We start from the raw sequence: 25,331 nt of genomic DNA, 5'->3' as shown, positions 1-25,331 counted from the left end.
CTTCTTACGAAACCCTCTTTTTTTCCTTACTAACTATTAAAAATTACTTAATAATTACCTTTTGTGAAGACACTGTTTTACCATCTGTCATTCTAATCACATATATTCCTGTTGCTACCTTGCTTACATCCAAAGTATTAAGCCCTGTATTTAATGTTCCTTTTTTAACCAAACCACCAATAACATTATACATTTTATAGTCATAGTTGTTACTAGTATTATTTAATTTGATGTTTAAAACGCCATCTACAACTGGGTTAGGAAAAACTGTAGGAGCAGCTAATTCGCTAGCCTCTACCTCATTTACACCAAGCGTGTTATTAGCGATGCTTATTTCCCATAAACCTCTACCAAAAGTACCTACAACAAGTTTATCTTGTGTGTAATTAATTTCAATATCACTAACTACAACGTTAGGTAAACCTTGTCCTAATTTAGTCCAACTAGCAGTTCCTACTTTATAGTAAACGCCAAGTTCTGTACCTAGAAATAAAATTTCTTGTCCTTGATTTTGCTTTAATACTACTTGTTTAGCAATAATGTTAGGTAAACTTCCAGAAATGTTTGTCCAAGTAGACCCTCCATTTGTAGATTTAAAAACTTTAGAACCATCTACATAACCGTTAACTGTTGCATACACCGTGTTTGTATTATTTTGATCTAACGAAATAGAGTTCATTTTTGCTCCAGCTTCTGGTTGCGTTACGGAACTCCAAGAGCTACCATCGTTACTTGATTTTTTAACAGCATTTTCACCAATTACAAATAAATTATTTCCAAAAGTTTCAATGTATTCAATTGGTCCTGCTCCAGAATTAAGGTTCGTCCAAGTATCTCCTTTATTTATTGATTTATATACATCTGCAAAACCACCATAAAGAGTTGTTGAAGTTGTAGAATGCATTTTTAACGTCCAAACAAAAGGTGCACCAGTCGTTGGCGTAGTTAAACTTGTTCCCCAAACATCTCCTAAAAACCCATTATCTGCTCTTGTTAAACCTCCATTTTGAGAACCTAAATATCTAATTTGCGGATTGGAGTAATCTACTGCTGTACATGTACCATCACCAGCTCCTGCTGTAACCCAAGTTGGAGTACCACTAACCATTTCTAAACTATAACCATCATTATCTTGGTTTCCCATAATCATGTTATCTGTACTTGTTTGCGGTGTTATTGCTACAGAATATAATTGTGTAACTATTACACCATTAGATTTGTATTCCACTGTAGGTTTTTCATCTGCAATATTTGAATATGTTACAAAGTTTAAACCACCATCGTTTACATTCCAAAAAGAATATCCGTTATCTAAAGTACCTATTTCATGAATATCTGCATGTCCATAAGAACCTGCTGAAGTATTATCTTCCCATGCATTGTTTAAAGTAACATACCAACTGTTTCCAAGGTCATCAGAATTAATACCATCAACACCACCACTTATAATTAATCCATCTTTTACAGCGATACATTGATTATAAGAACCTTGTGTATTATAGCCAACTGTTGTGCTACCAACAGCAGTTAACGTTGGTATAGTAGCATTTGGATTGTATGAAGAAACTTGACCGTTTTCTGCTTGTACATAAAATACACCATTTTCATCTGTAGTAGTTCCGTAGCGTGCGCTATTTTCACCTTCTGAAATTAATGCGCTCCAAGTACTTCCGTTATTAGAAGAAAATAATAATCCTCCCCAACTATCTGAACAGATTATATTACTACCATTTCTATGAAACTTACCTAAAACAGCATCATCATAATTATGTGTATACACATTAGTCCATGTTGCACCACCATCTGTAGTTTTTTTAATGTATTTATTAGTCCCTACAATTACCGTGTTTACATCTATAACAATTAAATTAGAGGTAGTTTCTTTCTCATCTAAACTAAACGTAAGATTTGTTGGTTGATACGTTTCACCAAAATCTGTAGATTTATATACACCAATAGAGTTTATATGCTTTGCATCAAAATCTCCAGTAGAGATATAAATAGTTCCAGGGTTATTAATATCTGACGAGCTACTTTTAATATCTGTAACACCAATACCTGCTAGATAATCTAATTTTGGAGACCATGTGTTTCCATTATCTACAGATTTCCAAACACCTCCAACTGGAGCACTTACAAATAGTACATTTTGGTTTGCATCGGTAGCGTGTTCATATCTTAAAAAATTAGTTAAACGACCTAATTGCGGATTGTTAGGATACCCATTAGCGTCTGGTACTTCTTGAGGCCCAATATTAGTCCAACTTTCTTCATTACCAGCAACTCTGCTGTGTGCATTTGTAGTATTTTTTAATTTTCCTTTTCCATCAATAATACCTGCATTATACCAACCTGTAAAATTATTAGGAAAGTTACCATTTACATCTACTCTATCTTTCCAGTAGTATGCCCAACGCTCAAACTGCTTATGTCTTTTTATTTCTGTTTTAGAAGCATTTTTATTGTAAGCACCAAGTTCTTGTCTAACCTGATTTACAATTTCAAAATAATTGCTGCCTTTTTTTGTTGTTGCTGCTTTATAGTCTATAGATTGCGAATAGCACACAATAGTAAAGACCATTAATAAAAGAGTAATTGTTTTTTTCATTTTTTCCATATTAATATTTGAACCATACAAATATCTATAGCCTATACAGACTATAGTAATTTTGCACTACGCACTTACTACGCAGTTCTAAAAAAAGTATATTTTAAATGAAAAAAAAGGTTTAAATAGGTCTTGCAATAATCTATTTAAATGTTGTATTCAAATATTCTACTAACGAAAAATTATTAGTTACTGCATCTATTTTTTTAGAAATTCGGTAACGCTTACTCTCTATTGCTCTAGTTGTAGAATTTAAAAAAGCGGCAATTTCTTTGTTTTTAAAACCTATAAACAGATAATAACAAATAGTAATTTCAGAATCATTTAGTTTAGGATGCAAATTTTTCATTTGCGTAAAAAAGTCAATATTTAATTCGTTTATAAGTTCTAAATAGTTTTCTTCTTTAGCTAAAAACGCGGAAGAATTAAGGTGAATTTTTTTATATAGTTCTTTAATCTTTTCTTTTTGTTCTAAAGAATTGTTTAAGGAAGAAATAGCTTTCACTTCTCTTTTTACTTCACTAATATAATCTTCTAAACCACGAACCTTTACCTTTAACTTTTCGTGATTGGTTTTTAAAAACGAAAACTCTTTATCGCTTTTAGTATATTGAATAATTACCGTTTTTATTTGTTTATACTTCCATATTACTACAAAACTAAAAAGGATTAATAAAGAGATTAAAGCCACTATTACATACCTGTTTAAATGCTTTTTCTTTCTCTCGTGTTCTAATTTTGTTTCTGTTTGAATTAAATCGTTATTAATTTGAATACTTTCGTCTAAAGTTTTACGCATTATCAAAGCTTCAAAATTTCGTAAAGAATCCTTAAAAGTATTTTTTAATTTTAAATCATTAATCAAATCATAATAATCCAGTTGCAATCTAAAATAGTTTCTAGTATCATGATCATTCATTGCACTACGCAAAGCACCAAATTTTTGTAGATATATCTGTAAAGAATCTATTGCTTTATTTTTAAAATGAAAATCAGCTACATCACCATATAAAGTAACCATATGTCTATTAAATAATGGTTGTGATATTGTTTTATTATTTTTTAGATTCTTTAATTTATTAAAATACTTATGTGCATTGTTTAAATCTTCTAATCCTATATAGTTAGTAGTTAGCATAAATAATGCATACATATAATAATATGCATCATCGGTTATGTTTTTATAATATTCTAAATCTTTGAGTATAATAGCATTACTCTTATGGTATTTTTTATTATTTAAAGCAACATAAGCAGGCATTTGCTTCACTTCTGCTAAACCATTAATATTGTTTGATAGTGAATAATATTTTTGAGCTTCATTTAAATAACGGAATGCTAAAACAGAATCTTTTTTCACTAAATAAGTATTATAAAAAAGCTCTAAACTACTCATTCCTGCAACATCATAATTTTCTTCCTTTTTAGCGTATTTTAAAGCTTGCGTAAAATTATGAATTATCAATGCTTGCTCATCTAATCCATCATTAACCAGTCCTTTTAATTGATAATATTCAGCCAAACGACCTTCTATATTTTTCTCAATAGGCTCTGTAATAGAATCTAAATAAATCTTTGCTAGCTTAGGATTTTCATCTATGATAACTGAAGCAGAATCTATATATTTAAAAAACTCATTTCTATTAAATTGTGCAAATGAGCTCAAAAAACTTAAAAAGCATATGAAAGCAAAAAGAAAACCTTTTAGGCAGAAATTAAACATATATAACTTTATTTAATTAAAAATAGAATCTTATTTATCTAGTAATCGTCTGTGATAATTTATTTGTCCTAAATGATAAGATAGATGCATACTAAGGTGTACTAAAAAATACTCCGTAGTCATGGTATCTTCAAAAACACGACGTTTATATTCTTTTTGTAAATCTGCATCTGTTAGTGATGTAATACTTTTGTCTACCACTACAATGGTTTCTTTTATTTGTTCTATCAATTCTGCTTTAGGTACATTTTTAAGCGAAAATTCTAAATCTCGTTTTCTAATATATCCTGTGTTTCCTAAAGCTGCACCAATAAAAGCATTTAAATTTCCTATTAGGTGAAGGCATAAATTTCCAGCAGAATTTTCTATTTGTCCACTCACCTTCCATAAATTACTTTCTTTGGTATATGTTTCTATTTCAGTTATGAGAGCATTTAAGTCTCTTGTATATAGTTTTACTAATGTATTTGTAAGCATAATTAAGATTTTATTAAGATTGCGAGGCTAAAAGTAGTTAATAATTGACTTACTTTTGCAGAATGCAAGAAAACCAATCTGTAAAGTTAGAATTTATAGCCTTAATGGCATCCTTAATGTCTATTGTAGCCTTAGCCATAGATGCTATTTTACCTGCAATGTCTTCTATAGGAATTTCTATTAATAGCCTGGATACTAATAGTAACCAACTACTAATTACTATGATTTTTCTAGGCTTAGGATTTGGACAATTATTATTTGGACCTTTATCTGATAGTTTTGGAAGAAAACCAATAGTTTACCTTGGTTTTACCGTTTTCACCATTGCTAGTATTATATGTGTACTGTCACAAAGTTTAGAATGGATGATTTTTGGAAGAATACTTCAAGGTGTTGGTTTAGCAGCACCTAGAACCATTGCCATTGCTGTAATTAGAGATATGTACAAAGGAGATTATATGGCTAAAATCATGTCTTTTGTGACTACATTTTTTATTCTAGTTCCTGTTATTGCTCCTATGATGGGAAAATTTATTTTAAACCATTACAACTGGAAAGGCATCTTTTATGTACAACTAATTATGGCACTTTTAGTAAGTATCTGGTTTTGGAAAAGACAACCAGAAACGCTAAAACCAGAATACAAAATAAAATTTAGTTCGCACGTGTTTATTGATGGCTTAAAAGAATTAATAAAACATAAAGAAACCATTGGTTTTACTATTATTTCCGGATTTATTTCTGGAGCTTTTATTGTGTATTTAAGTGCATCACAAGTAATTTTTGAAAACCAATATGGTTTAATAAATGAGTTTCCTTACATTTTTGCTGGATTAGCTTCTGGAGTAGGATTGTCTACTTTTTTAAATGGTAGTTTTGTAATGCGTTTAGGTATGTGGCGCTTATCATACATAGCAATTGTAGTATTTAGTTTAAACGCCCTAATTTATGTATTGCTTTTTTGGAATGCTACCACAAATCCTCCTTTAGCTATAATACTTCTATTTATGGCTATTCAGTTTTTTACCATTGGTTTTATTTTTGGAAACCTAAGAGCTATTGCCATGGAGCCTATTGGTCACATCGCAGGAATTGGTGCTGCCATAACCGGATTTATATCTACTATACTAGCTGTACCTATAGCTAATTTTATTGGTAGTTTTGTAAAAGATACTGCTTTACCTCTATTTATTGGCTTTACAGTATTTGGTACACTATCGTTTTTAATTTTTATAAGAATGCGTGTGTTACACAAAAGAAATCTAGCTACTGCTTAGTAATTCTTGAACTTGTTGGTATACATTTAATTAAAGTGAAATAAGTTAAACCATACCAACAATTAAGCACTAAAAGGCTCCTGAGTCTACATCTTTTATAAAACGAATCAATCCTTTAAAAAATACTTTTTGGTCATCAAATTGCGATAAATGGCTTCCGTTTGGGCAAAGTAAAAATCTTCCGTTTTGTACTTCTGTACTTATCCATTTCATGTGCTCAGGATCCATAGTATCATGTGTTGCACCAATAGTTAGTGTTGGTACTGTTATTTTATGTAACTCTGTGGTTACATCCCAATTTTTAAGTGTAGCATCGCCTTTTATACCAAACTCACTTGGTCCTTGCATGGTTACATATACGTCTGGATTTAAATGTTTAAATCCTCTATTAAGTGGTTCTGGCCAATCTGCAACAGGCATTCTAATGACGTGTTCTGTATAATAATTGTTTACTATTAACTCTAAATATCTCTCATTTTCATAATCTTCATTTTCTTCAAATTGCATAATCTCTTTTAACACTTCTGGTTTCATTTTTGGCGCTAACACTTCGTCTGAATACTTTTGATATTCAGGAATAGAAGCCACCATATTAGAGATAATTAAACCTTTTAAATGTTCTTGATATTTTAGTGCATACTCCATTCCTAAAATGCCTCCCCAAGATTGTCCGTAGAGATAAAAATTATCCTTATTTAAACCAAGAGCAATACGTACTTGCTCCACCTCTTCTACAAAACGATCTAAATCCCAAAGTGATAAATCTTTTGGCTGGTCGCTGTAATAAGAACCCAATTGATCATAATAATAGTATTCTATATTTTCCTGCGGAAAGTATCCATCAAAACACTCGTAAATTTCATGTGTCATTCCTGGTCCTCCATGTAATAACAATACTTTAATGGTTGGGTTATTACCAACACGCTTGGTCCAAACTTTAAATTCACCTTTTGGTGTTTTAATAGGAATCATTTTAATTCCTCCTAAAAATTGATCCTCTTTTTGAGGTTCTAAATATTTTTCTGCCGAAATACTTCCTTGTTCTGTCTCTAGACTTTGTTCTTGTGCTTCTTTACAATGCAAACAAAATATAAATAGTAAACTAAGCAATACATGATACGTTTTCATAATAGGTAACTTTAAATCCCTAAGTTAATTAAATTATTTCTTTGTTTAACTATACTAATTTAGCAAATACATGATTATTATGAGAATATTACTGCCTGATTTTCTATAACTTAGAACCATGAAGAATACCATTGCAGAACGTATTTTAGATTTCTTAAAGGGCTATCCTCCTTTTGATGCTTTAACCTACAATCAACTGTTTAGTATTGCATCACAAGTAAAAGTACTTTATGTTGAAAAAGAAGATTTTATTTTTAAGCAAAATGAAGATTTACACGATTCTTTTTACGTTGTAAAAGATGGTGCTATTGGTATATATAGAGGAAATAGTTTGGTAGACGAATGTGATGAAGGAGATATTTTTGGTCTACGTGCCTTAATACGAAAAGACCAGTATTTACTTAACGCCAAAGCTATTGAAGAAAGTATTGTATACAGCATGTCTTCTAAAGTTCTAGAAGAAATTCTTATTACAAACACAAAGGCAAATCGGTTTTTAATTGCCAGTTTTGCTACCAATACTCGTAATCCGTATTCTGAAGAAGACAAAGGAACCCTCTTTGCTAATGAAGATGCATTACTACCAAATACGAATAGTTTTACCGAAGTGCAATCTGCCAACTTCTCTAAAAATCCAATTGTTTGCAAAGCATATACCACCATACAAGAAGCCTCTAAAATAATGAGCGAAAACAAAATTGGCTCTATTATTATTACAGAAAACAAACAACCTATTGGCATTATTACAGACAAAGATTTACGTAATAAAATAGCAACAGGTTTACACGCTATTACAGAAAAAGTAGAAACCATTATGTCTGCTCCTGTAATTACATATGCGCCAACAATTACAGTTGCCGAAGCACAAATAGCCATGCTTAAACATGAAATATCGCATTTATGCATTACTACAGATGGTAGCCCAAATTCTGAACTGATTGGTATATTATCTGAACACGATATTATTGTTATTCATGGTAATAATCCTTCGGTATTAATTAAAGAAATTAAACGCGCAACCTCAGCAGAAACTTTAAAGTATATAAGAGAAAAAGCGCAGGTTTTACTAAATAACTATATAGAACAACATATACCAATTTCATTTATAGCCAACGTTATTTCGGCTATAAACGAAGCCATAACCAAACGCATCATTACTTTAAGCATTACCAAAATGCCTACCAAACCTCCTGTTGCATTTGCTTGGCTAGCTATTGGTAGTCAAGGCAGAAAAGAACAATTATTACTCACAGATCAGGATAATGCATTAGTTTTTGAAGATGTTACAGAAGATCAAAAAGAATCTGTTTCTTCATATTTTATTACACTTGCAAAAGCAATTAACAACCAACTAAATACGGTTGGCTTTGCATTTTGTCCAGCAAACATGATGGCTAGCAATACTAAATGGTGTTTACCTCTTACCGAATGGAAAGCGCAATTTAAAAACTGGATCACACATCCTGATGCCGATAAAATCATGCTTTGTAATATCTTTTTTGATTATGATTTGGTCTACGGAAAACAAGAATTGGTTACAGAAATGTCTACCAGTATTTTCGAGGCTATTGATAGCTATGAGATTTTTTTAAATTTTATGGGTCAAAATGCCATAAAAAATCCTGCTCCTTTAAGTTTTTTTAGAAACTTTTTGGTTGAAGATTCTGGTGAACACAAAGACCAATTTGATATTAAAGCACGTGCTATTATGCCATTAGTTGATGCTGCACGTTTACTCGTACTTTCGCATAATATAAAAGATATTAATAGCACCATAGCACGTTATATTAAGCTAACAGAAATAGAACCGCAAAATAAAGATTTATACTATTCTTGCATTAGCGCATTTAGAATTTTACTGCGCTTTAGAACCCAACAAGGTTTAAAAAATCAAGATTCAGGACGCTTTATAGACCTACAAAGCCTAAGCAAAGCAGACAGGTTAAAACTAAAAGGCTGTTTTAAACCAGTAAAAGAAATACAAGAGCTATTAAAAACACGATTTAAACTTTCACAATTACTATAAAATGGGTTGGTTTACACTCAAGACATATCCAGATTTTTATAACGCTTACGCGGAAAGCTTTAAGCAAAAGAACAAGCACCTAGAAACCACACGTTTTGTGGTGTTTGATACGGAAACTACAGGATTAAACCCTAAAGAAGATTTTATTTTATCTATTGGCACAGTAACTATTCAAAATTTTAATATTCATGTAGCAGATAGCTTAGAATGTTATATACAACAAGAAAATTACAATGCAAAAACAGTAGAGATTCACGGTATTTTAAAAACTGGATCTATTAAAAAGATGGAAGAAACCGAAGCCATAAAACGATTTTTAAAACATATTGAAGGTGCTGTTTTAGTTGCACATCATATTGCCTTTGATGTAGCTATGATAAACCAAGCTTTAAAACGAATGGACTTACCGAAACTAAAAAATAAATTAGTAGATACAGGACAGCTATATAAAAAAACCAAATACGTAAAAGACCACAAGCATTACAGTTTAGATGCACTTTGCAAAAAGTTTCATATTACTATGCACGACAGACATACTGCATCTGGTGATGCTTATTTAACTGCTATTTTGTTTTTAAAATTTGCAGCGTTACTTAAAGCAAAAAAAAATAGACCGTTGCGCTTAAGTGATTTTTAATGCTACAATACTTTTTTAAAACAAAAAACCACGTCATTAAACGTGGTTTTTTGTTTTTATATAAGCAGTTACTTCTTTTATTTATTAGTTGTATTAAGAAGTCGATTTATTTAATTTAATAAAACGCAATTTATCTAACACAATCATAATGCAATAAGTAAAATCTATTTCATGCCATTTTACACCAAAATTTGCGCGTCCGCTATGCGAGTGATGGTTGTTGTGGTAACCTTCTCCCATCATTAAAAAATCAAATGGTAAAAGGTTTTTTGAAGTATCTGAAACTTCAAAGTTTCTATATCCATAAATATGAGCAAACCAGTTAATAATTACACCATGTATTGGCGCCATAAAAAAAGCAACAGGTAATAATAACCATTGCCACCAAGCAGTTGCAAAGGCTATAAAAAACAAGGTGTATAATGCTGCCCAAACCAATCTAGAAGCTCTAGAACTTGCAAATTTATCAAAAGACTCCCATTGCGGAACGTTTTTAGTAAACTTGTCTGCAACTGCAATGCGTTTTTGGTTTATGTCTTGATATATATTTTTGGTTCGCCACATCATAGAAAACACATTAGCATCGTATTTAGGGGAATGTGGATCTTTTTCTGTATCTGCATAGGCATGATGCATTCTGTGCATAACACCATAACCATAGGCACTTAAATAATTAGATCCTTGAAATACCCAAGTTAAAAAAAAGCATACACGCTCTGCCATTTTAGACATGGTAAAGGTTTGATGTGCTGCATAACGATGTAAAAAGAAGGTTTGAAAAAACAAACCTGTGTACCATAAAATGATAACAAAAATTAATATACTCATAGTTTCATTAAAACGCAAAGGTCTTAATAAACGCAACCAATAACAATGAACCTAAGTTAAGAAATACGTTTTCTAATTCTGCTTAAAGCTTGTGCTGTAACACCAATATAAGATGCAATATATTTTAAAGGAACCTCTTTAATAAGATTGGGTCTTTCTGTAAAAAGATTTAGGTAACGCTCTTCTGCTGTTTCGTTTAAAAGAGATTGTTCGCGTTTAGATTTTATAAGAAATAAACGTTCAGAAGATAATCTACCTATTAAATTTCCCATGGCTGTTTTTTCATATACTTCTTGTAAATCTTGGTAGGAAATACTCCAAACAGACATAGTACTTAAGGCTTCTATTTGATATAGAGATGGTTTTCTAGTTAAAAAAGAATCGTAGGCACTTATAAATTCGTTTTTAAAACAAAAACCAAAGGTAATTTCTTTTTCTTTATCTTCTTTAGGAATAAAAAAACGAGCGATACCTTTTTCTATAAAAGATATATGGTTTTCTGTTTCTCCTACTTCTAACAATGTACTCTTTTTTTTAATAATCCTGTTTTCTAATTTAGAAGAAAACAATTGCCAATCTGCATCAGAAACAGGTACCGTTTTTTCAATATATTCTCTAAAATCCATGCCTATTTTTTCTATAAAGCAAAGAAAACAATTTAATTGTATAGTTGTTATAATTTTATAATAAATACAAGGTCATTTGGCATGTTTTTCTATAGAACAATTACTTATCAAAAAAAAACTCCTCCTTGGTATAAGGAGGAGTTTGAATTTCTGTTTCTTTTTACAAAAACAGTAATAAAGGAGATGTTTTATAGTGCATTATCTATAATATCCTGCACACATTCCGGATTTAATAAAGTACTAATATCTCCTAAATTACTAGTGTCTTTTTCTGCTATTTTACGTAAAATACGACGCATAATTTTTCCGCTTCGGGTTTTTGGTAAACCTTCTGTAAACTGAATTTTATCTAGTTTTGCAATAGGTCCTATTTTATCTGAAATTAATTGATTAATCTCTTTTCTAAGGTTATCCTGCTTTCTATATTCTCCAGTATCTTTTAAAGTAATATAACCATACAATGCGCTTCCTTTTACGTCATGAGGGAAACCTACAATAGCACTTTCTGAAATTGCTTGGTGCTCATTAATAGCATCTTCAATTGGTGCTGTTCCTAAGTTATGACCAGAAACAATAATTACATCATCTACTCTACCTGTTATTCTGTAATAACCAACTTCATCACGTAAAGCTCCATCTCCTGTAAAATATTTATTTTCAAAGCTTGAGAAATAAGTGTCTTTATAACGTTGGTGATTTCCCCAAATGGTTCTAGCAATACTAGGCCAAGGAAACTTAACACATAATCGTCCTTCTACTTGATTTCCTTTTAACTCATTGCCATTCTCATCCATTAAACAAGGTTGAATACCAATAAACGGTAAGGTTGCATAGGTTGGTTTTGTTGGTGTTACATACGGAATTGGCGTTATCATAATACCTCCTGTTTCGGTTTGCCACCAGGAATCTATAATCGGACTTTTTCCTTTTCCTACATTATCATTATACCAATGCCAAGCTTCTTCATTAATTGGTTCTCCTACACTACCTAAAACTTTTAAGGAAGATAAATTGTATTTTTCTACTAAATCACCTCCTTGTTTTGCCAAGGCACGAATAGCTGTTGGTGCTGTATAAAACTGATTGACTTTATGCTTTTCAACAATATCCCAAAAACGACCAAAATCTGGATAACTAGGCACACCTTCAAAAAGTACTGTGGTTGCTCCATTACATAAAGGTCCATATACAATATAAGAGTGACCAGTAATCCAACCTATATCTGCAGTACACCAATACACATCATTTTCTCTATATTGAAAAGCATTTTTAAAGGAGTATGCTGTATACACCATATAACCTGCTGTGGTATGCACCATTCCTTTTGGTTTACCTGTAGAACCAGAGGTATATAATATAAATAACGGATCTTCGGCTTGCATTAATTCTGCCTTACATTGGTCTGATGCTGCATCTAATAAAGGTTGTAACCATAGATCACGACCTTCTTTCATTTGTATATCTGAATCAATTCGCTTTGCTACCAATACTGTATTTACACCTTCACAATCCTCTAAGGCTTCATCTACAATTCCTTTTAAATCGATGGTTTTTGAACCACGAAAAGAACCATCTGCTGTAATTACAACTTTACAATCACTATCATTAATTCTTGTTGCTAATGCAGTTGCTGAAAAACCAGCAAAAACTACAGAGTGTATTGCGCCTATTCTAGCACAAGCCAAAACCGAAATAGCTAATTCTGGAATCATAGGTACGTAAATACATACTCGGTCTCCTTTTTTTACACCTTGCTCTTTTAATACATTAGCAAATTTGTTAACTCGATGGTACAATTGCCTGTACGTAATATGCTCTGCTCCTTCATTTGGATCATTAGGCTCAAACAAGATTGCTGTTTTATCACCACGAGTAGCTAAGTGTCTATCTATACAATTTTCGGTAATATTTAATTGGGCTCCTTGAAACCACTTTACTTCTGGTTTAGAAAAATCCCATTCTAAAACTTTATCCCATTTTTTTCGCCATAGAAAATGCTCTTCCGCTATTTCTTCCCAAAAATTTTCTGGATTTCTAACCGATTTTCTATAAACTTGGTAGTATTCTTCTAGGTGTTTTATGTGATAATTACTCATAATTTAATTGTTTAGTTTTTATTAAATAGGCCTTTACTGTGTTAGACCTAATATGCATTATATTTTGTTTTTATTCGATATCCAGATTCTAATAACATAGTAAGCAATACTTAGTTATGAATTCCTATTTTATGGATTTGATAAACGGATTTAATTTCGTCTATTATGGTTACATCATCAATAGTAGATGGTATATTATATTGCTGTTCATCTGCAATATTTCGTAATAATTTACGAAGTGTTTTTCCGCTTCGCGTTTTTGGCAATCGGTTAACTACCAACACCTCTCTAAAGGATGCTACAGCACCTATTTCATTACGTACATCTTGAATGATTTCTTTTTGAATAGTTTCTTGTTTGTCTAGCGCTTCATTAGATTTTAAGACCACTAAACCTAATGGTTTTTGTCCTTTAATTTCGCAATGCACACCAAAAACGGCACATTCTGCTACCTCTTTATGTGACGCTACAATTTCTTCCATTTCAGCAGTAGATAAACGATGTCCTGCAACGTTTATAATATCATCTACACGACCAGTAATAAACACATAATTGTCTTCATCTTTATAGCCTCCATCTCCAGAAAAATAATATCCAGGAAAACGATCTAAATATCCAGATTTAAAACGTTCTGGATTTCCCCAAAGATTCCTTAATGTTCCTGGTGGTAATGGTAATTTAATAGCCACATAACCCTCTACACTAGAACTTACTTGCTCTCCATCTTCATCTAGAATTTGAATATCATAACCACAAACAGGAGTACCTGCAGATCCTGGTCTTATTTCTTGTAAAGTTACACCAACCATATTGGCTATCATAGGCCAACCACTTTCGGTTTGCCACCAATGGTCTATTACAGGAATGTTTAATTGTTCTTCTGTCCAAGTTAATGTGGCAACATCACAACGTTCACCTGCTAAAAACAGATATTTTAAACAGGATAAATCGTATTTTTTAAGAAATTCGCCTTCTGGATCTTCTTTTTTTATAGCTCTAATTGCTGTTGGAGCAGTAAACATTGCTTTTACATGATGTTCACTAATTACGCGCCAAAATGTAGATGCATCTGGAGTACGAATAGGTTTTCCTTCAAACAAAATAGAAGTATTTCTATTTAATAAAGGTCCATAGGTTATAAAACTATGTCCTACAACCCAACCAACATCACTTGCTGCCCAAAACGTTTCCCCTTCATTTACGCCATAAATATATTTCATTGAGAATTTTAAAGCAGTAGCATAACCTCCAGTATCTCTAATAATTCCTTTTGGTGTTCCTGTTGTTCCTGAAGTATACAACACATAAGAAGGATGTGTAGATGCTACAGGAACAGGTTCTACAGAAGGAGATTTATCAACCAATTCGGTATAATTTACATCATACTCTTTTTTAGGAATTTCTACACCTAATTGTCTATCAAAAACAATAACGCGTTCTGGTTTGTTTTTTGCTTTTTCAATAGCTTCATCTACAAAAGGTTTGTAAGGAATAATACGTTTTATTTCTACTCCGTTAGATGCTGTAATAATTACTTTTGGTTTACAATCGTCTATACGAATAGCCAATTCATGAGGTGCAAAACCACCAAACACCACCGAATGTATTACACCAATTCTGGCACAGGCCAACATAGCATATAATGCTTGCGGAATCATTGGCATATAAATAATACAAGTATCTCCTTTTTTTAAACCTAAGCTTTGTAAACCTCCTGCTAGTTTAGAAACCTCGTGGTGTAATTGATTAAAAGTTATATGTTGTTTTCTGTTAGTAACTGGTGAGTCATAGATAATGGCGTTTTGTGCACCAAAACCATCTTTAATATGTTTGTCTATGCACAAATAACTTAAGTTAAGTTCTCCATCTTCAAACCACTGATCATAATTATAAGCATCTTTAGATAAAATGCTTTTGGGTGCTTTAAACCAATCTAATTGCTTTGCTTGTTCACTCCAGAATTTTTCTGGGTGTTCAATACTTTCTTGATAAAAATTTTGATATTTCATGGCTATGCTTTTTTATAATTAAATAAGCCAAACCAATTAGGATTAAGCACTTTTAGCTTGATAAGTGCCCAAATAATAACCACAAAACAAACTCCCATTACTATAGATAATAAAGGGCTTACATTGGTTTTGTTTTCGAATTTAAACCTTAAAAAAAGGGTTCCAATAATATAGATACTAATAATAATATCTGACATTAATGGGTTGATGCGAAATTTCATGTCTTTAAACTTTAATTAAACTTAGTTTGTTTGCACACAAAACCAATTTTAATAAAACTTAAAAAACTATTTCTAAGCTATGAGTTCCAGTATTTCTGAAACTATTTTTTTAACTGAAAAAGGTTTGTTTAAATACTTATCTGCTCCAAGTTTTAAACCCTTTTCTATATCTGAAGCTTTATTTTTAGCAGTTAAAAATACAACTTTGGTATTTTTTAAACTGTCTGTTTTCTTTATCTGTGTCAAGGTTTGGTAACCATCTACATTTGGCATCATAATATCTAACAAAACAACATCTGGTATATGATGTTTTAAAATTTCTAAAGCTTCACTTCCATCTCTTGCAATAAACACTTCAAAATCTTGTTTTTTAAAAGTGTATTCTAACGACATGACAATATTTGGCTCGTCGTCTACAATTAAAATTTTCTTCTTCATACTTTAAGGGAACAATTTACTTAAAAGGGATGGTAAAAACAAGTATAGCGCCTTTTTTTACACCTTTTTCTGCCCAAATTTTTCCTTGGTGTTTTTCTACTATCTGTTTAGTAATTGCTAAACCTAAACCACTACCTGCTGGTTTTCTAGTGTTTTGGTGTTTAGACTGGTAAAATTTATCAAAAATATAATCAAAATCTTCTTCAGGAATCCCTTTACCATTGTCTGTTACAGAGATTTCAACTCTTTCATTTCCTAACTTATAATCTACTATAATTTCACCTGTTTTACTTTCGCAAAATTTAATAGCATTAGACAGTAAATTGGTTAATACTTGAAGAATTCTATCTTCATCATAACTGGTTATAAAACCATGTGTATTCTTATTAATAATTTGCACTTCTTTTTTGGCTGCAATTTGAGAAATACTATTAATAGCTTTTACAATGGTTTTTTGAATATCTTGATATTGTAAATCTAAGTTTAAACGTCCTGTTTCTAGTTTTTCAAAATCTAGAATATTATGAATTAACCTTCCTAAACGATCAGAATCTTGAAGAATATTTTTTAAAAACTGCGCCTTTATGTCTTTTGGCATTTCATCATCTTCATCCATCAATAACTCTGTTGCTGCACGAATACCTGTAATTGGTGTTTTAAGTTCATGTGCAACCGTATCTAAAAACTCATCTTTTTGTTTGTCTTTACTTATTAATTCTTCATTAGCTTCTTTAAGTTTAGAAGAAAGCTGAGTAAGCTCATTAGATTTTTCTAACAGTACTTTATTGCTAACAATGTTTTCTTTAGATTCTTCTAAAATCTTTAAAACCTCTACCAAACTAACACGTTCTTCTTTTACCACACTAGCAATAAGTATTTTAGCCGAAGCAGAACCTATGCTTCCGGTTAGTAGTTTTTCAGAAAAATTAATTAAACGTGCATCTGCCAACTGTGTATCTTTTGGTAGTTTATATTTAGTAAAGAAAATATTTAAGGCACGTGAAGCTCTTTTTTCGCCTAGAAAACGAATCAACACATTTTTAATATCTGCAACATAAGCCTCTCCTTTCCATACCAAAGCACTGTCTTGAAGCCTTGTAAAGTTTCTGCTATCTACAAACATTTCGGCATAATTACGCTCTCTATAATTTCCTTTTGCTAGTAAGGAAACCACCATATACATCATTACATTAAAAGTCATACTCCAGAAAAAAGCATGTGCTGGCGGACTTAAAAAGTCGATACCAAAAAGCGCATAAGGTTTTAAACTAGAAATATTAAACAAACCAAACTGAGTAAAATCATCTGTTCCTGTGTATACACGTAAAGTAAAAGGTAAAACCAAGGTGTAAATTGCAATACAAAACCCTACGAGCGCTCCTATAATAGCTGCTTTTGAAGAACCACGATTCCAATATAAACCAAGAAAAAAGGAAGGAGCTAATTGTGCTATAATTACAAAAGATATTAAACCTATAGAATATAAAGACAACTCTTTAGAGAACAACACATAAAAGAAATACGCAGAAATTATAATTGTAAAAATAGAAATACGACGTATGTTTTTTATGTATTTAGAATTTCTTTCAGGTTGATTTTTTATGAATTTATCTAGAAAACCATAAGGAATAATTAAGTTGTTACTTACCATTGTGGACAATGCTAATGTAGACACAATAACCATAGAGATTACTGCTGAAAAACCTCCTAAAAACACTAGTGTTGCTAAAAAGGAATTATTGTTTTCTAGCGGTAATAACAAGGAATAGTATTCGGCATTTTCAGTACTACCAAAGGTAAGTTTTCCTGCCCAAGCTATAAAAATAACAAACAGGTTAAATAACAATAAGTACAACGGAAACAACCAAATGGCTTTTTTTAAGTGCTTTTCTCTATTGTTCTCTAATACCGAAACTTGAAATTGTCTTGGTAATAAAAAAACAGCCATAAAGGATAAAGAAATTAAATACAACCAATTAAGTCCGTCTTCTACTCCGCTTAAGGTAGTGAGTTGTTTAAAATTTGGAGATACCGAAATTTGATTATAAATATCTGTTGTACCATCAAACAAATAATAGGTAACATATACACCAATAATTAAAAAGAATACCAATTTTAAAACAGACTCAAAAGCTACAGAAGCGATGATTCCTTTATGTTTTTCTGAAGCATCTGTTCTTTGTGTACCAAAAAAAGTAGCAAAAACAGCCAATAGTAAAGCTACATAAAACGTAGAATCGTCTATTACAGTTGTTGAAATATAACTAGAATCATCAGACATGATTTCAAAAGTTTCAGAAACGGCTTTTAGCTGTAAAGAAATGTATGGTAGCGTACCAAAAAGACAAATAATAGTTACTAATGCACCTAAAAACCTATTGTTTCCGTAACGAAGAGATATAAAATCTGCTATGGATGAAATTTTATGCTGTTTAGAAATTCTAATAATTTTTCTGAGCACTACAATCCATAAAGGCACAGCAATTACAGGACCTAAATAAATAGGCAAAAAATTAATTCCTGAGTTTGCTGCTATACCAACACTACCATAGTAGGTCCATGCAGAACAATAAACTGCTAAAGACAAAGTATATACATACGGATTATTTACCCATTTGCTTTGTCTTTTTTTTTCAGCAAGAAATGCAATGTAAAATAACACAGCCAAATAAATTACAATAATGGTGATTAAAGTGTAATTATTCATAATGACGTGTTAATACGATATAACAAATAATGATAGATAATAGCCAAACAGAAAATATTGAAAAATAGAGCGTTGGTATACCAAAAATAGCGCCTTCAAAATTAAAAATTAGAATAAATGGTATATTAAAAATTAGAAATAAAGCTATAGATAACACAACAAGTTTTTGTTCGTGACGTTTTTTCATTTGCTTGGTTTTACTCCTATTTAGGGATTTAATAAAGTTAAAATTTTGCTTTCCTCTTAAAAAAAAAAGAGTCTTTTTTACAGCTTACTAATGAATAAGTATAGTAATAATATTTTACTAATATAAGAAATCAGCACTACAAAATTGTAATGCTGATTTGCTAACTAAGTAAACTAAAATTAAGAGACTATAAATTGTTTAATAACAACTTTTTAATGCTCTGAAGCTTCACCTGCTCCTGAAGGTATTCTTATACTCTCTACCATGTCTTGTACATTTTGAGGTGGTGCTGCTGTCATACGTGAAACCACAAATGAAATTACAATATTTACGCACATTGCTACAGTACCAAATCCTTCTGGTGAAGTACCAAACCACCAATCTGCGCTTGTACCACCGCCAAACATATTCAATTTAAATTTCATCATATAAAACAACATTAATACAATACCAACTACCATTCCTGAAATGGCTCCTTGGCTATTCATACGTTTATCAAAAATTCCTAAAATAATAGCAGGAAAGAAAGATGCTGCTGCAAGACCAAAGGCTAATGCGACGACTGCTGCTACAAATCCTGGTGGATTAATACCAAAGTAACCAGCAATTAATATTGCTACAAAAATGGAAATTCTTGCTGCAGTTAATTCGCCTTTATCCGAAATATCTGGTTTTAATTGTTTTTTAATTAAATCATGAGAAATAGACGTTGAGATTACCAATAACAATCCTGCTGCAGTAGATAATGCTGCTGCTAAACCACCAGCTGCTACCAATGCAATCACCCAATTAGGAAGATTTGCAATTTCTGGATTTGCCAATACCATAATATCTCTATCTACATACAATTCGTTTTCTGCTGTACTAGCATTGGTTATTACACGTTCGCCATGTGCTCCTCTTGCATCTGTATAATTAGGTTTTTTACTAGATAAGGCATTTCCACTTACATATTGAATTTTACCATCTCCATTTTTATCTGCCCAAGCGATTAAACCTGTATTTTCCCAGTTTTTAAACCATTGAGGAATTTCTGTATATTCTTTATTACTTACCGTTTCAATTAAGTTTGTTCTTGAAAACACTGCAATTGCTGGTGCTGTAGTGTATAAAATAGCAATTAAAAACAATGCGTATCCAGCAGATTTACGTGCATCTTTTACTTTTGGTACTGTAAAGAAACGCACAATTACGTGAGGTAATCCTGCTGTTCCTGTCATTAATGCTAAGGTAATTGCAAAAACATCCCAAGTAGATTTTGTTCCGCTTGTATATTCGTTAAAACCGAGTTCGGTATGTAATTTATCTAGTTTATCTAATAAAAACTCACCACCTTCAAGCGTACCTCCCATTCCTATTTGCGGAATGATATTTCCTGTCATTTGCATAGAGATAAAAAATGCAGGAACCATAAAAGCAAAGATTAATACACAGTATTGTGCTACTTGTGTATATGTAATTCCTTTCATACCACCTAATAAGGCAAAAGTTAGTACAACAGTCATCCCGATTATTACACCTAAATTAATGTCTACTTGTAAGAACTGTGAAAACACAATACCTACACCACGCATTTGACCTGCAACATAGGTAAAAGATACAATTAAAGCACAAATTACAGCAACGGTTCTAGCGGTATTTGAGTAATATCTATCGCCAATAAAATCTGGTACAGTAAACTTACCAAACTTACGTAAATAAGGTGCTAATAGTAAGGCTAAAAGCACGTATCCACCTGTCCAACCCATTAAATACACAGAACCATCATAACCTGCAAAGGAGATAATTCCTGCCATACTAATAAAGGAAGCTGCACTCATCCAATCTGCTGCAGTTGCCATACCATTTGCTAAAGGAGAAACACCTCCACCAGCAACATAAAATTCTTTAGTTGAGCCAGCTCTAGCCCAAATTGCGATTCCGAAATATAAGGCAAAAGTAATCCCTACTAATAACCATGTCCAAGTTTGTACACTCATAATATATTTTTGTTTTTTAAGTTTGGATTAAATTTTACATGCTGTGAATAAGAAGTTTATACTTTCCGTTTGGCAATAAAATTTAAAACAAACAATTAAGTTATTCGTTTAGACTACTCGTCGAAACCGTATTTTTTATCTAGTTTATTCATTAATCTTACGTAAACGAAAATGAGAATTACGAATACATATATAGATCCTTGTTGTGCAAACCAGAAACCTAGTTTAAAGCCTCCAAGTCTAATTTCATTTAAAGCCTCTCTAAATAATATGCCACAGCCAAAGGATACTACAAACCAAATGGTTAGCAAAATGATTAAATATTTAAGATTTTCTTTCCAATACGCAGATGCGTGTTCTTGTTTTTCACTCATAGTTATACGTTTTATAGATAAATCATTGCTTGTAGTGAAATAGTATTAGTATCTATAGCACCAAATTGTTGATTATTATATTCTAAAGTTAATTTTGAATTGTGACCATTCATAAAAGCATTAATACCAATACCTAATGTAGACCTGTCGTCACTTACAGCATCATAACTATGTGTACCATAGCTTACATAAGGTTGAAATCTGGTTTTTGTTTTTTCGCCATTAAAGACATAACCTACATGACCATATAGCATACTACCTGTACCATAAGCGCTATACAAGTAATTTTTTCCGTAGTCACTATTTTGATAAACAGCATAAGCAGTAATAGCGCTACCTTTTTCACCTATTGGAGCATCATAAAATGCATCTACAGCAAAAATGGAAACATCTTCCCCTTTTAACTCTGGTGTTAACGCAGTACCTGTATCTATTACAGCTCCTTTAGGATGTAAGAAGAAACCTGCTCCTACATTAAACACTTTTTTAGTACCTAAATAAGTTCCTACTTTATAAGGTAAAAAGTTAGATTCTTGATCTAAAAAATGATAATCAAAATATCCTGCATACGTTTTTCCTGCATCTTTAGAACCTAAAGTAGTGCGACCATTATACACAGCATCTCCTCCTGCAACAGCAGTTCGAGTATCTAAAGAAGAACTAGAAGCATCATTTATAGCAACACGATATTGTAATTTGTTAAAACTACCTTTTGCAAAAACTCCTAAATGACGTGCAAATTGATCAGAAAGACCTATAGTAGCCCATGATTGACGATTGTTATCTAATGTCATCATGTTTAAGGTACTTTGATTATTTAATCTTGAAATACCATTAAAATAATGTAAACCACCACCAACAGTATGCTTGTCGGCTACATTATATTGCGCCCAAACATCGTGAAAAAAGAGTTGTGAACCATCTCCTTTTCCTGTAGGACTTAAGGTAGTACTGGTTAAACTGTTTAATCCGAAATGTGTAACAATTAAGAAGTCTTTGTTAATTTGTGCAAACATTAAAACACGAGCACGACGTAAATTAAAATTTAATTTACTGTTTTCGTTTCCGTTAGCATCAAAAGTTTCGTCGGTATTGTAGTTGGCTTGAACTTGTGCCCAAGAAATTAACCGAAGATACTTAGAGCCATCTTCATTAAATTTAAACTTAAGGCCTCCTGTATAGTCAGGAGATCCTTGAGCTCTAATGAATTGAAAGGACAATAAAAAGAGTCCTAGCAACAAAAAGGTTTGTTTTTTCATTGTTAAAAAAGGTTAGTTAGTAATTAATTGGTTTTGTGTGCACTACTAATCTCTTAAAAACAATCTGTTAACAAAAAAATAATATACCTATTTGTTAATTTACTATACTAATCTTTAAAACGCTCCCATTTAATAAGCATAAATTTATCTCCTAACTCTGTAACCACAACACCTGCTCCTTTAATATTTTCTGCATTACTAAAATAAACAGCCAACTCTTTTGCGTTTAAAATTTTATATGTTGGATGGTAATTAGAATTCATTGGACGTTTAATATTGTATTTTTTCACCCAATTCATGATACTAACATGCGAAATACCTAAAATACGCTCAATTTCACGATAGGTTAAACCTTCTAAATACAATTGCAGCGATTTATTCACGTAATAGTCGTCTATCTTCTTACCTATCTTATTTACTGAAAAAAAATAGTTACACTTTTTACACTTATAACGCTGTCTATCATTTACTATTCCACTTTTAATGTAATGATCTGAACCACAATTTGGACATAAATCTATTTTCATATATATCTATTTAGCATAAATATATTAATTTAGCAATAAAATTAAAATGAAATTGTTAAAAATTTAATTATTAGCCATAAAAAAAGCCCTAAAATCAATAATATACATGATTTTTAGAGCTAAAATTATTAAAATGAAAATGCTATATGATTTTCTGAAGTATATTATTCATTAAAAAAAGCTTCTTCTTCTTCGGTTAATAATCTAGAATGAATTAGAAAACGAAGTCCTAAAGGGATTTCTAAAGAAAAACTAGCACCACGACCTTCTGTAACATCTACTGTTAAGTGGGTATGTTTCCAATATTCAAATTGATCTTGATTCATATAAAAATTTACACCATTTAAAGTACCCAAAAGCACATCGCTTTCATCTATATACATTTCTTCTTTTTCTAAAAGCATAGGTGCAGAACCATCACAACATCCTCCACTTTGGTGAAAAATTAATTCGCCATGTTTTTCTTTTAACTGTTCTAATATTTTTTCTGCTGCTTCTGTTATTGCTACTCTTTCCATAATTTAAAGATATTAAAAAAGGCTGAATTGTATGTAATTCAGCCTTTCACGCTATTAATCAATTCTACTAAAAGAAACCTAATTTATTTTTATCATAAGAGATTAGCATGTTTTTAGTTTGACGATAGTAATTAAGCATCATTACATGATTCTCTCTACCAAAACCTGATTTTTTATAACCTCCAAATGGTGCATGTGCTGGATATGAATGGTAGCAGTTCACCCAAACACGTCCTGCTTGTATAGCTCTTGGTATTTGATATAGTTGGTGTGCATCACGTGTCCATACTCCTGCTCCTAAACCGTAAAGTGTATCGTTAGCAATTTCAATAGCTTCGGCTTCATCTTTAAATTTAGTAACACAAGCTACTGGACCAAAAATTTCTTCTTGAAAGACTCTCATTTTGTTATGTCCTTCTAAAATTGTTGGTTTAATATAGAAACCGTTTGCTAAATCTCCTGGTAGTGTATTTGCAGATCCTCCTGTTAGTACTTTAGCACCTTCGTCTTTACCAATTTTAAAGTACGATTGTATTTTTTCATACTGATCATTAGATGCTTGTGCACCAACCATTGTATTTACATCATACGGACTATCTTGAATGATCGCATTGGTTCTTTCAATAACACGCTCCATAAAGGCATCATAAATATCTTCTTGCACTAAAATTCTAGAAGGACAAGTACATACTTCTCCTTGATTGAAAGCAAATAAAACAGCACCTTCAATAGCTTTATCTAAAAACGCATCATCATGATCCATTACCGAATTAAAGAAGACATTTGGTGATTTTCCACCAAGTTCCATAGTAACAGGATTTAAGTTTTTAGAAGCGTATTGCATAATTAACTGTCCTGTAGTAGTTTCTCCTGTAAAGGCTACTTTATCTACTCTCGGGCTTGACGCTAAAGGTTTTCCTGCTTCAGGACCAAAACCATGTACAATATTTACCACTCCAGGAGGAAATACCTCTGCAATTTTTTCCATTAAAAAAGTAGCAGAAGAAGGTGTTTGCTCTGCTGGTTTTAAAACCACGCAATTACCTGTTACTAAAGCTGGAGGTAATTTCCAAGACAACATTAATAATGGAAAATTCCACGGAATAATTTGCCCTACCACACCTAATGGCTCTTTAATATTCATAGACAAAGTATTTTGATCTAGCTCTGTTGCGCTTCCTTCTTCGGAGCGAATACAAGCTGCAAAATAACGCCAATGATCTGCTGCCAAAGGAACATCTGCATTTAAAGTTTCACGAATAGGTTTTCCGTTATCACAGGTTTCAATAAGTGCAAATTCTTCTAAATTAGCTTCTATTATATCTGCTACCTTATTAAGTAAAGTAGCTCTTTCTGTTGCTGAGGTGTTTCCCCAAGCTTCTTTTGCTGCATTTGCCGCATCTAAAGCCAACTCCACATCTTCTTTTTGTGATCGAGGGTATTTAGCAATAAAACTATTATCTATAGGTGAAGTATTATCAAAATATTGACCACCTAAAGGTTCTACAAATTTTCCGTTAATAAAATTGCCATATTTTTCTTTAAACTTAGGTTTTGAATAACTCATAAAATTTCTTGTTAAATTAGTAATTAGATAATTTAATAATCCAAAAAATAGATTATCTTTATTTTTGATAAAGTTATTTTATCATATTCTAATTTTATTGAACATAATTATTATATTCT

General features: G+C 31.6%; 20 protein-coding genes. 3 read left to right on the top strand and 17 right to left on the bottom strand.

Features of this window, described 5'->3' with window-relative positions; translation table 11 throughout:
* Positions 1–43: 43 nt before the first annotated feature.
* The 3 genes from ACFSSB_RS01375 to ACFSSB_RS01365 form a co-directional block, all read right to left on the bottom strand.
* Positions 44–2,608, bottom strand: coding sequence for a T9SS type A sorting domain-containing protein (locus ACFSSB_RS01375; RefSeq protein ID WP_379900153.1), 2,565 nt, complete (start codon positions 2,606–2,608; stop codon positions 44–46).
* 142 nt (positions 2,609–2,750) lie between these two features.
* Entirely contained in the window at positions 2,751–4,274 is a 1,524-nt protein-coding gene (locus ACFSSB_RS01370) for a helix-turn-helix transcriptional regulator (RefSeq protein ID WP_379900151.1), read from the bottom strand.
* Between the two features lie 87 nt (positions 4,275–4,361).
* Positions 4,362–4,808, bottom strand: a complete 447-nt coding sequence (locus ACFSSB_RS01365; protein WP_379900149.1) for a DinB family protein — start codon at positions 4,806–4,808, stop codon at positions 4,362–4,364.
* Between the two features lie 62 nt (positions 4,809–4,870).
* Between ACFSSB_RS01365 and ACFSSB_RS01360 the strand changes: the two genes are divergently transcribed.
* Positions 4,871–6,085 carry a multidrug effflux MFS transporter gene (locus ACFSSB_RS01360; RefSeq protein ID WP_379900147.1) on the top strand — a complete coding sequence of 405 codons (1,215 nt, stop codon included), beginning with the start codon at positions 4,871–4,873 and terminating at the stop codon, positions 6,083–6,085.
* Between the two features lie 69 nt (positions 6,086–6,154).
* Here ACFSSB_RS01360 and ACFSSB_RS01355 read toward each other — a convergent pair whose 3' ends face one another.
* Positions 6,155–7,213, bottom strand: a complete 1,059-nt coding sequence (locus ACFSSB_RS01355) for a proline iminopeptidase-family hydrolase (RefSeq protein ID WP_379900145.1) — start codon at positions 7,211–7,213, stop codon at positions 6,155–6,157.
* A gap of 118 nt (positions 7,214–7,331) precedes the next feature.
* On the opposite strand from ACFSSB_RS01355, the gene ACFSSB_RS01350 reads away from it, so the two are divergent.
* Together ACFSSB_RS01350 and ACFSSB_RS01345 are read left to right on the top strand one after the other, a co-directional pair.
* On the top strand, positions 7,332–9,239 hold the full coding sequence (locus ACFSSB_RS01350; protein WP_379900143.1) for a DUF294 nucleotidyltransferase-like domain-containing protein: 1,908 nt from the start codon (positions 7,332–7,334) through the stop codon (positions 9,237–9,239).
* Position 9,240: 1 nt separating this feature from the next.
* Positions 9,241–9,876, top strand: coding sequence for a 3'-5' exonuclease (locus tag ACFSSB_RS01345; protein ID WP_379900141.1), 636 nt, complete (start codon positions 9,241–9,243; stop codon positions 9,874–9,876).
* 93 nt (positions 9,877–9,969) lie between these two features.
* On the opposite strand, the gene ACFSSB_RS01340 is transcribed toward ACFSSB_RS01345, so the two are convergent.
* The 13 genes from ACFSSB_RS01340 to ACFSSB_RS01280 form a co-directional block, all read right to left on the bottom strand.
* Positions 9,970–10,704 carry an acyl-CoA desaturase gene (locus tag ACFSSB_RS01340; RefSeq protein ID WP_379900139.1) on the bottom strand — a complete coding sequence of 245 codons (735 nt, stop codon included), beginning with the start codon at positions 10,702–10,704 and terminating at the stop codon, positions 9,970–9,972.
* Between the two features lie 56 nt (positions 10,705–10,760).
* Positions 10,761–11,330 (bottom strand): Crp/Fnr family transcriptional regulator, encoded by a 570-nt coding sequence (locus ACFSSB_RS01335; protein ID WP_379900137.1) that lies wholly within the window; start codon positions 11,328–11,330, stop codon positions 10,761–10,763.
* Positions 11,331–11,518: 188 nt separating this feature from the next.
* Entirely contained in the window at positions 11,519–13,426 is a 1,908-nt protein-coding gene (acs, locus tag ACFSSB_RS01330) for an acetate--CoA ligase (protein ID WP_379900135.1), read from the bottom strand.
* Between the two features lie 110 nt (positions 13,427–13,536).
* Positions 13,537–15,435 carry an acetate--CoA ligase gene (locus tag ACFSSB_RS01325; protein WP_379900132.1) on the bottom strand — a complete coding sequence of 633 codons (1,899 nt, stop codon included), beginning with the start codon at positions 15,433–15,435 and terminating at the stop codon, positions 13,537–13,539.
* 2 nt (positions 15,436–15,437) lie between these two features.
* Positions 15,438–15,656 (bottom strand): hypothetical protein, encoded by a 219-nt coding sequence (locus ACFSSB_RS01320; RefSeq protein ID WP_379900130.1) that lies wholly within the window; start codon positions 15,654–15,656, stop codon positions 15,438–15,440.
* 72 nt (positions 15,657–15,728) lie between these two features.
* Positions 15,729–16,094 carry a response regulator transcription factor gene (locus ACFSSB_RS01315; RefSeq protein ID WP_215967989.1) on the bottom strand — a complete coding sequence of 122 codons (366 nt, stop codon included), beginning with the start codon at positions 16,092–16,094 and terminating at the stop codon, positions 15,729–15,731.
* Positions 16,095–16,110: 16 nt separating this feature from the next.
* Positions 16,111–18,801, bottom strand: a complete 2,691-nt coding sequence (locus ACFSSB_RS01310) for a sodium:solute symporter family transporter (protein ID WP_379900127.1) — start codon at positions 18,799–18,801, stop codon at positions 16,111–16,113.
* A 399-nt stretch (positions 18,802–19,200) separates the two neighbouring features.
* Positions 19,201–20,967, bottom strand: coding sequence for a sodium:solute symporter family protein (locus ACFSSB_RS01305; protein WP_379900125.1), 1,767 nt, complete (start codon positions 20,965–20,967; stop codon positions 19,201–19,203).
* A 113-nt stretch (positions 20,968–21,080) separates the two neighbouring features.
* Entirely contained in the window at positions 21,081–21,341 is a 261-nt protein-coding gene (locus ACFSSB_RS01300) for a DUF4212 domain-containing protein (RefSeq protein WP_215967993.1), read from the bottom strand.
* An 11-nt stretch (positions 21,342–21,352) separates the two neighbouring features.
* Positions 21,353–22,600 carry a hypothetical protein gene (locus tag ACFSSB_RS01295; RefSeq protein WP_379900123.1) on the bottom strand — a complete coding sequence of 416 codons (1,248 nt, stop codon included), beginning with the start codon at positions 22,598–22,600 and terminating at the stop codon, positions 21,353–21,355.
* Positions 22,601–22,707: 107 nt separating this feature from the next.
* Complete coding sequence (locus ACFSSB_RS01290; RefSeq protein WP_379900121.1) at positions 22,708–23,127, bottom strand: transposase-like zinc-binding domain-containing protein; 420 nt, start codon at positions 23,125–23,127, stop codon at positions 22,708–22,710.
* Positions 23,128–23,291: 164 nt separating this feature from the next.
* Entirely contained in the window at positions 23,292–23,645 is a 354-nt protein-coding gene (locus tag ACFSSB_RS01285) for a DUF779 domain-containing protein (RefSeq protein ID WP_379900119.1), read from the bottom strand.
* A 67-nt stretch (positions 23,646–23,712) separates the two neighbouring features.
* Positions 23,713–25,212: an aldehyde dehydrogenase family protein gene (locus ACFSSB_RS01280; RefSeq protein WP_379900117.1), complete on the bottom strand. Its 1,500-nt coding sequence runs from the start codon at positions 25,210–25,212 to the stop codon at positions 23,713–23,715.
* Positions 25,213–25,331: the final 119 nt, after the last annotated feature.

It is taken from the genome of Lacinutrix gracilariae, assembly GCF_042684485.1.
GTDB lineage: Bacteria > Bacteroidota > Bacteroidia > Flavobacteriales > Flavobacteriaceae > Oceanihabitans > Oceanihabitans gracilariae.
Note: the sequence above shows the minus strand (reverse complement) of the source record. Positions and strands in the feature narration are given on the sequence as shown.

Coding starts and splice junctions, on each gene's coding strand:
- acs (WP_379900135.1), bottom strand. CDS start 13,426: ATGAGTAATTATCACATAAAACACCTAGAAGAATACTACCAAGTTTAT.
- ACFSSB_RS01325 (WP_379900132.1), bottom strand. CDS start 15,435: ATGAAATATCAAAATTTTTATCAAGAAAGTATTGAACACCCAGAAAAA.
- ACFSSB_RS01295 (WP_379900123.1), bottom strand. CDS start 22,600: ATGAAAAAACAAACCTTTTTGTTGCTAGGACTCTTTTTATTGTCCTTT.
- ACFSSB_RS01355 (WP_379900145.1), bottom strand. CDS start 7,213: ATGAAAACGTATCATGTATTGCTTAGTTTACTATTTATATTTTGTTTG.
- ACFSSB_RS01305 (WP_379900125.1), bottom strand. CDS start 20,967: ATGAGTGTACAAACTTGGACATGGTTATTAGTAGGGATTACTTTTGCC.
- ACFSSB_RS01290 (WP_379900121.1), bottom strand. CDS start 23,127: ATGAAAATAGATTTATGTCCAAATTGTGGTTCAGATCATTACATTAAA.
- ACFSSB_RS01315 (WP_215967989.1), bottom strand. CDS start 16,094: ATGAAGAAGAAAATTTTAATTGTAGACGACGAGCCAAATATTGTCATG.
- ACFSSB_RS01300 (WP_215967993.1), bottom strand. CDS start 21,341: ATGAGTGAAAAACAAGAACACGCATCTGCGTATTGGAAAGAAAATCTT.
- ACFSSB_RS01350 (WP_379900143.1), top strand. CDS start 7,332: ATGAAGAATACCATTGCAGAACGTATTTTAGATTTCTTAAAGGGCTAT.
- ACFSSB_RS01280 (WP_379900117.1), bottom strand. CDS start 25,212: ATGAGTTATTCAAAACCTAAGTTTAAAGAAAAATATGGCAATTTTATT.
- ACFSSB_RS01335 (WP_379900137.1), bottom strand. CDS start 11,330: ATGGATTTTAGAGAATATATTGAAAAAACGGTACCTGTTTCTGATGCA.
- ACFSSB_RS01360 (WP_379900147.1), top strand. CDS start 4,871: ATGCAAGAAAACCAATCTGTAAAGTTAGAATTTATAGCCTTAATGGCA.
- ACFSSB_RS01345 (WP_379900141.1), top strand. CDS start 9,241: ATGGGTTGGTTTACACTCAAGACATATCCAGATTTTTATAACGCTTAC.
- ACFSSB_RS01320 (WP_379900130.1), bottom strand. CDS start 15,656: ATGAAATTTCGCATCAACCCATTAATGTCAGATATTATTATTAGTATC.
- ACFSSB_RS01285 (WP_379900119.1), bottom strand. CDS start 23,645: ATGGAAAGAGTAGCAATAACAGAAGCAGCAGAAAAAATATTAGAACAG.
- ACFSSB_RS01310 (WP_379900127.1), bottom strand. CDS start 18,801: ATGAATAATTACACTTTAATCACCATTATTGTAATTTATTTGGCTGTG.
- ACFSSB_RS01365 (WP_379900149.1), bottom strand. CDS start 4,808: ATGCTTACAAATACATTAGTAAAACTATATACAAGAGACTTAAATGCT.
- ACFSSB_RS01375 (WP_379900153.1), bottom strand. CDS start 2,608: ATGAAAAAAACAATTACTCTTTTATTAATGGTCTTTACTATTGTGTGC.
- ACFSSB_RS01340 (WP_379900139.1), bottom strand. CDS start 10,704: ATGAGTATATTAATTTTTGTTATCATTTTATGGTACACAGGTTTGTTT.